The organism is uncultured Mailhella sp. (assembly GCF_944324575.1).
GTDB lineage: Bacteria > Desulfobacterota > Desulfovibrionia > Desulfovibrionales > Desulfovibrionaceae > Mailhella.
In genome coordinates this window covers 1-6998 of sequence record NZ_CALUWV010000177.1, presented here as the reverse complement: position 1 = coordinate 6998, position 6998 = coordinate 1, and the positions used below count along the sequence as shown (strand labels likewise).

Here is a 6998-nt window from a genome sequence, read left to right as displayed (position 1 = left end):
CACTACGCGGCGACATTCAGGATCGGCTCTTGATCAACGACAGCAAGAAGAAGGCCGAAAAGGAGGCCCAGCAGCAGAAAAAACGTATGGAAGCGGGAGAAATGGTGCAGGACCCCGTGTGCGGAACGTATGTTGATAAAAGCAATTCCATCACCGTCCGCAATGGCGATCAGACGCTGCACTTCTGCAGCTATGAGTGCCGTCAGAAGTACATCGACAAGTTCAACGAGCAGCAGAAGCTCAACTGAGTTCAAACAGAAAGCCGGGAGGAGCTCAGCCACTTCTGAAGATTGAGACATCGCAAGGAATGGGGCGCTTTCCGAAAAAATCAGGGCGGCAATGTGTCTGATGCCGTTTACAGCCCGGAGTCGTTCCGGGCTGTTGTTTTTAAGTTGGAGTATTCACCGTATAGCGGGAAGATCCGGGAAGGCGAAGCCACTGACCAGAACAATGGAGAGTGTTGCGAGATGGCAGATTGTCTCAATCGGATATTCATAAAGAAACCGATAAGGACGAAGACGGAAAGAAACAGAGGCCGGAGGTCTTTTTGAAATAAATATGGAACGCGGCGAAAAGCCATGACTTTCCGCCGCGATTCCACTGATGATCATGAAGGTTCAGACTTCCCGGACTGTCTGTTCCGTAAAAGCGCAGAAGTATCGGGTGCAGTTTCCCGCCGTGTAACGTAGAGTTGCCGTCAGCGTCCATGGAAGTGACGGGTCGGGCTTCAATTCTTCCCTTGTAAGGAAGACAATGCAGCCGCCTTCCGTCAGATGTCCCTGAACAAAGGCGAGCATTTCCTTCCACGGCATGAAGGCACGGCTGACGATGAGATCTGCCTTTTTTCCTTTCATGAACTCTTCTGCCCGGCCTCTGAATACATGGGTGTTTCCAAGAGGATGACGGGCCAGCACCGTAGAAAGAAAGATGGTTCGCTTTTCTCGGGATTCCACCAGCCAGTAACTGCCTTTGGGCCATACCATGCGCAGAGGAATGCCCGGGAGTCCCGCTCCGGAACCGAGATCCCAGGTGACTGGTTCAGCGGGCAGCGCGGGTAGATATCCTCCATCAAGAAAGGCAGCCAGGTGAAAGCTGTCCATGATCAGCTCGTCAAGGGCGTCTCTCCAGTGTCGTGCGCCGACAAGGTTCATCATTCTGTTCCAGCGCATGAGAAGCTCGAGATATCCGGCGAGCTGCGAGGCCTGTTCGGGATCAAGGGAAAATCCCGCCTTTTCACATAATGTCCTGATGACGGCAGGAGAGCATTCTTCACGCTTTGCCATCGGAAGCCACCCATTCATCGAAACTGCTTTTGATGAAGTTGACAATGGAAGCGTGCTCTTCTTTGCCCGGGCCCTTTATTTCCACAGGGGCACCGAAGCGGACATGGATGGGAAGGGAAGGCTTGATCCATCCCATGTCCTTGATGAGCGAGCCTTCGCCCCATGCGTCGGTTTTAAGAGCGATGGGCACAACCGGCACTTTTGCCTTGCGTGCAAGCTTGACCCCGAGACTGTTGAAATCTTCCGCTTTTACTTCCGGCTTGCGACTGCCCTGAGAGAAGATGATGATGGATCGTCCGGCAGAGAGATGCCTCATGCCACCTTCCAGCACGATGGCCAGATCTTCCCGGGGATTGCTGCGACCGAGCGCCAGAGGATCGCGAGATGCGAGTACCGGTCCCAGGCAGGGATATTCAAGCAGGGATTTCTTTACTACGAAGGTTACGTCCTTGCGCGGCTGTATGATGCAGGGCAGAAAAAACGTTTCCAGCGTGCTCATGTGGTTGGCTTCAAAGACACAAGGCCCTTCCAGATCAAGGTTTTCCATGCCTTCAATGATGACGGGCGTTCCTATGCGTTCCATGAGTCTGCCGACAAGAAAGCTGTCGTACACCCAGCGTTCCGCATCATAGTGTCCGGCCGAGGCTATGCGGCCGGCCCGGTACATGATGCCAGCAAGAGACAGATAAAAACGAAGGGAAGGAAAAGCTCCAGCAGGATGTCCCGATGAGCGGTAATTGCAAGAGAAGTGCTGTTCCATGATGATTCCGTTGGTTATTTCTTTTCAGGGGGAATGCTGCGGCGATGACGACGGTGCCAGGCATTGAGACGCGGTTCGTCTCCCTGATCCTTACTCTGATAATACCGTCTGGCGACCACCGTTTCCGGAAGATACTCCTGATCCACCCAGGCTCCTGGGAAATTGTGGGGATACTGATAGTCCTTGCCGTAGCCCCATTGCTTCTGCATCTTGGTCACGGCGTTGCGCAGATGAATGGGCACAGGCTGCATGCCGTTGTTTTTTATTTCCCTTGTCACATTATGGTAGGCAGCGTAGGTGGAATTGCTCTTGGGGGCGATCGCCAGATATACGGTTGTTTCTGCCAGTGGTATGTATCCCTCCGGCATGCCTACAAACTCTACGGCCTGCTGACATGCAACGGCCATGGGCAGAGCGTGCGGATCGGCCAGCCCCACGTCTTCCGAAGCGGAAAGGATAAGACGGCGGCAGATGAACCTCGGGTCTTCTCCGCCCTCGAGCAGGCAGGCCAGATAGTAGAGAGCGGCATCGGGATCGCTGCCTCGGATGGATTTGATCATGGCAGAGGCCAGCTCGTAGTGACTGTCCCCATCCTTGTCGTGGCGTGCCACAATGTCTGGCATGACCTTCTGCACGCCGGCAAGAGTACGCTGTTCTTCCGGGAGACCAGAAACGTACTCGATGAGGTTGAGCAGGGCACGGGCATCGCCGTTGGAAAGAGCGGCAAGAAATTCCAGAACCTCGTCGGGAAATGTCGCACCGGTTTTTTCCGTGCCGCGGCGGGCCAGTGTAAGCAGATCATCTCTGCCGAGAGGCTTGAGCCTGAGCACATGGAGGCGGGACAGCAGTTGTTTCGTCACGCTGAAGGACGGATTTTCCGTCGTGGTGGCGATCATGGTCACTTCACCGCTTTCCAGAATGGGAAGAAAGAAGTCCTGCTGAGCCTTGGAAAAGCGGTGAAGTTCGTCAAGCACCAGTATTTCCACGCCGGCGAGCTGTCGGCGCAGCTGCTGAATTCCGGCTTCCGGAGCGGAGAGCCTCAGCATTTTTCTGCCCGTTGCGCGTGCCAGAAGAAGGGCGAGCGTGGACTTGCCGCAGCCTGGCGGTCCGAAGAGCAGAAGACTCGGCAGATGCGGCGAATCCAGAAGTGCCTGTATCTGCGCGCGCAGGTGCGGCTGTCCTACGAAGTGTTCAAGATCGAAGGGTCGCAGACTTTCCGGCAGAGGACGGTTCATAGTTCCCCTCCGGGGTGCTGACGTTTCCACCAGTGCAGGCCGAGGGCCATCATGGCCGCGGTTTCCCAGCGAAGCACGCGTTCACCCATGCTCAGAGCCTGAAATCCGGCCTGAATGAGTCTGTCCGCTTCTTCGGTGGTAAAGCCTCCCTCAGGCCCTATGACGCAGAGCGTCTTCCCCGGCAGGCCGAGAAATCGTTCCGACATGAAGTTCTGGCCGGGAAGTCCGCTTTCCAGAAGAACCTGCTTGTGTTCAAATCTCTCGGATTCTTGAATGAGTTCATCTACGCCGCCTGGCAGCGTCCTCAGTTCCGGCAGCCAGGGATTCCGGCACTGCTTTGCACCGGCCACAAGCGAGGCATGCCAGGTTTCCTTGGCATCCTGAGGTACGGGAAACTGACTGCGTTTTGCCTGCCAGAACCACAGACCGGCAGCTTCGAGCTCAACGGATTTTTCCAGTATCCAGCCCCGCCTGGCTTCCTTGCCCCAGCCTACGGCCAGTACGACGCCGGAAGACGGGCGTGGATGACTTTTTTTGCTGATGATGTGCAATCTTGCCGACTGCTTTCCTATTTGGAGGATACGGCACAGCGCTTCGCGCCCTTTTCCATCGAGTACGAGTACCTCGTCTCCGGGATGCAGCCGGAGAACCCGGCCCATGTGATGCGCTTCCGCGCCGGAAAGTTCCAGTTCTTCCTTCCACAGTTCCGGCGGAAGATAAAACGTATGCATGGCTGACATTCTCCTGAAAGTGGCCGATGTTCTGCCTGAGCATAACTTTTCGTCATGGTTTTGAAAAGTCCGTCGAAAGGGCTTTTCCCGGACAGAAAATAATTTCCATGGCGTAAGTAAGAAAAGAAATGTTCATGAGAAGGGCGGCAGTGAAACACCGTCTGTCATCACATGACTTTTTCAGATCCTGACGGCAAAGTCGTTTTGGCGACAAAAAATCACGCCGAACGGACATGATTCGGCGTGATGTGATGGTGGATGTCCAGAATGGGGGCGGACGTTGAGACCTGCGGCAATCAGGCGAAGAAGTGGAGCCAGAGCAGAGAAAGAGGCATGGAGAAGATGAATGCCGGAAGCATGCTCAGAATGGGAAACTGCATGATGCCGCAGGTGCGGAGACCTGTTGCCAGCATGATGAATCCTCCGCATCCAGAGAAGTTGTCCAGAAGAAACGGCGTTGTGAACTGGCCGACAAATCCTGCCGAAAGCAGCACGGCGGCCTGTACGAGGAACTGAGGAACGCAAAGGACGCCGATAATGGCGCCGGTGTTGGCGGCAATGAACAGTGCTGTGGGAAAGTCCAGCAACGCTTTAATGATCAGAAGGGAAGGATCTCCCGTGAGTCCTTCCTGCATGGCACCGAAGAATCCAAGACCGCTGCCTGCAAAGACCACTAGAAAAATGGAAAACTGTTCCCGCATGTATTCAAGCGAAGTATTTTGTTTTTTTCCGATCTTGCTGAAGGTTGCGGAAATTCTGTGTGCTGCCATCATGATAAGATGCTCGAGGCGGAATATTTCTCCTGCCAGAGTGCCGAGAAGGAGCGAACATACCACCGGAGGCAACGCCTGAGTCTTACTTATCATGAAGACGCCCATGCCTATGTTGATGCAGCCGAAGACGAGCAGAAGATGTTTTCGGAACGTTTCACCGAGAAGTCTTCCGATATAGCTTCCGATGACGGCACCAAAGAGGATGCATGAAGAGTTGATTTCCGGACCGAGCATGTTTTCTCCTTTTTTTATGAGAGACGAATTATGCGGATGCACAGGTATTTGTTGATTCATTTTTCAGATGCGGAATTCTGCGCCGAGCAGGAGCTTCAGACGCTTCACGCAGGAATAAATATGGCCTCCAGAAGAAGACGGGGCGCAAGACAAGAAACGCGTCCTGATAAAAGACGCGCGACAAGAACGCTTCCGTATCGGCAGGGAGCTCATCCGTAAGATGACTGGACGCCGAATTGAGGAATGAATTCGAGAGCCGGGGATTGCAGAAAGGCAGCGTCGCAGAAAAATCATTTCCGCCGATACTGAAAGCAGCGGCGGATGAAGGGTGACATACCCTGAAAACGACGGGATTTCCCAGATTGGTCTCGAATGAGGCGAGCGATACCGTAAAGCTTCAATGTGCACGTCGTCAAGTTTTTTCTGCGGCTGCCTGTGTTCTGCAACGTTCTGCAGATTTTTTGTGTCTGGAAAGACAGGCAGATTCTGGTGCAGACAGAAAAGGACTTCTACATTTTTTCTTCGAGCATTCTGGCAAATATATGGGAGGTCCGTAAGACTGGAGCATGCAGAGCGGTTTTAGGGGCGGAGCAGAGCGGAATCCGCCGGAAAAGAAGAGAAAAGATTTTGCAACATTTCGGAAAGACTTTTCTACTTGATATTTTTTTCTGACAGAGTGAAATTAAAAACAAGGGTTTACTACATTCAAGGAGTCCTGTCATGGAACTTTACGACGAAATAAGGAACGCCCTGAAAAGGAGAGGATGTCCGTGGATTGAGGAGCATGTTTTTGAATTCATGGGACAGCGTCTCCACTTCGACATTCATGAACTTGAGCAGAATTACATTCTGAAAATTGTTCATCGTGCGGCATCCGGCTCCAGCGATGCCGGTACAGAGCCATACATTCGGAAAAACTTTTCTCTTGAGAAGACCGTTGCCAAGAAAACGCTGTGCAGGGAAAACTTGAAAAAGAGCTGTGAGGCTCTGGCCGATGGTTTTCTTTTCTGGTTGGAAGGCATGTGCTTCACTCCTGAACCGGCCAGAGAAAGGGTTTCAGTGTCTTCGACTTCAAGGAGAAAACGACCGTCATGAGCGGCACCACGCCGGACGGCAAGCTGCTGTCCGACAGGTGTCTGAAAAAGTATGGCATTGTCAGGATATGAGCAGACAGTTTGTTAATGCTGCTCGCAAGCATGTTGTCCTCTGCGCCCCGCGGCCCAGAGGACTTCCTTAATGAGGAGTCAGGTTCTCGTTCTTCGGGAGATTCAGTTTTGCTTTTGTGAAAAGATCAAAATTTTTAGTGACTTAATTTGTGATACCGGGTATCTTCCTTTCCCGTAACCTGTAAGGTTCCCATGAGGTATCTCACGTTCTGCCTGAGCCTGGTCAAGTCCGGCAAGCAGGCAGGAACAAAACGGGGATGACCCACCTTTTCCCCTTGTCGAGGAAAACATGATGCAGCATTATTTTGCGGCGTTCTGCCCTGAGTCCGACGGTCGGTACACGGTATTTTTCCCAGATCTTCCTGATCTCAGAACCAGTGGAAATGACATTGACGACGCCATGACGATGGCCAGAAACGTTTTGAAGCACCATCTTGAGCATATGAGCAGGCAGGGGGAAAACCTGCCTGTGCCTTCTGCTATCGAGGAAGCTCGGTTCAAGGCTGTGCTTTTGTATGAGAAGTTGTCCGTCATGCCGGACGGAGAAGTACTTTTTCCGCTTATCCCGGCTCCTGACATGGACAAGACTCCCATGAGCATATCCGTATCGTTGCCCAGAAATGCGCTGACGGCACTGGACCGCAAGGCTGCTCTGGCGGGAATGACGCGGGACGGATACATTACGGCAATGGCCCTCGAATGATCCTGAAAGGATTCGGCCCCTCTCCGGGGAGCGGCATTTTTTTGGTTAAAAGAAAACCCCCAGCTAGGCTGGGGGTTCCCGAAAACTTATAGTTATGCGTAAGTTATAAACAC

Annotated in this window: 8 protein-coding genes; 3 read left to right on the top strand and 5 right to left on the bottom strand. The window is 53.0% G+C overall.

All coding sequences use genetic code 11. The features are described from left to right. Window positions 1–248: transcriptional regulator (locus Q0J81_RS12115; RefSeq protein WP_366937530.1), on the top strand; the 248-nt coding region annotated here is incomplete at its 5' end. Window positions 249–617: 369 nt separating this feature from the next. Here the strand turns inward: Q0J81_RS12115 and rsmG are convergent. The 5 genes from rsmG to Q0J81_RS12090 all read right to left on the bottom strand — a co-directional run bounded on the left by rsmG (window position 618) and on the right by Q0J81_RS12090 (window position 5016). After that, entirely contained in the window at window positions 618–1283 is a 666-nt protein-coding gene (gene rsmG, locus Q0J81_RS12110; RefSeq protein WP_366937529.1) for a 16S rRNA (guanine(527)-N(7))-methyltransferase RsmG, read from the bottom strand. Continuing rightward, window positions 1270–2043, bottom strand: coding sequence for a 1-acyl-sn-glycerol-3-phosphate acyltransferase (locus Q0J81_RS12105; RefSeq protein WP_294448196.1), 774 nt, complete (start codon window positions 2041–2043; stop codon window positions 1270–1272). Before Q0J81_RS12105 ends, rsmG begins: the two co-directional genes overlap by 14 nt. Before the next feature lie 14 nt (window positions 2044–2057). Then, window positions 2058–3278, bottom strand: a complete 1221-nt coding sequence (locus Q0J81_RS12100) for a replication-associated recombination protein A (RefSeq protein ID WP_294448194.1) — start codon at window positions 3276–3278, stop codon at window positions 2058–2060. After that, the gene (locus tag Q0J81_RS12095) at window positions 3275–4009 is read right to left on the bottom strand and encodes a 16S rRNA (uracil(1498)-N(3))-methyltransferase (protein WP_294448191.1); all 735 of its coding nucleotides are present in this window, start codon (window positions 4007–4009) and stop codon (window positions 3275–3277) included. The genes Q0J81_RS12100 and Q0J81_RS12095 overlap by 4 nt, the downstream gene beginning before the upstream one ends. A gap of 296 nt (window positions 4010–4305) precedes the next feature. After that, window positions 4306–5016, bottom strand: coding sequence for a DUF554 domain-containing protein (locus Q0J81_RS12090; protein ID WP_294448189.1), 711 nt, complete (start codon window positions 5014–5016; stop codon window positions 4306–4308). Window positions 5017–5736: 720 nt separating this feature from the next. Between Q0J81_RS12090 and Q0J81_RS12085 the strand changes: the two genes are divergently transcribed. Both Q0J81_RS12085 and Q0J81_RS12080 read left to right on the top strand, forming a co-directional pair. Next, window positions 5737–6111, top strand: coding sequence for a hypothetical protein (locus tag Q0J81_RS12085; protein ID WP_294448188.1), 375 nt, complete (start codon window positions 5737–5739; stop codon window positions 6109–6111). Between the two features lie 360 nt (window positions 6112–6471). Further along, a complete protein-coding gene (locus Q0J81_RS12080; protein ID WP_294448187.1) occupies window positions 6472–6885 on the top strand; it encodes a type II toxin-antitoxin system HicB family antitoxin in 414 nt (137 codons plus the stop codon). Window positions 6886–6998: the final 113 nt, after the last annotated feature.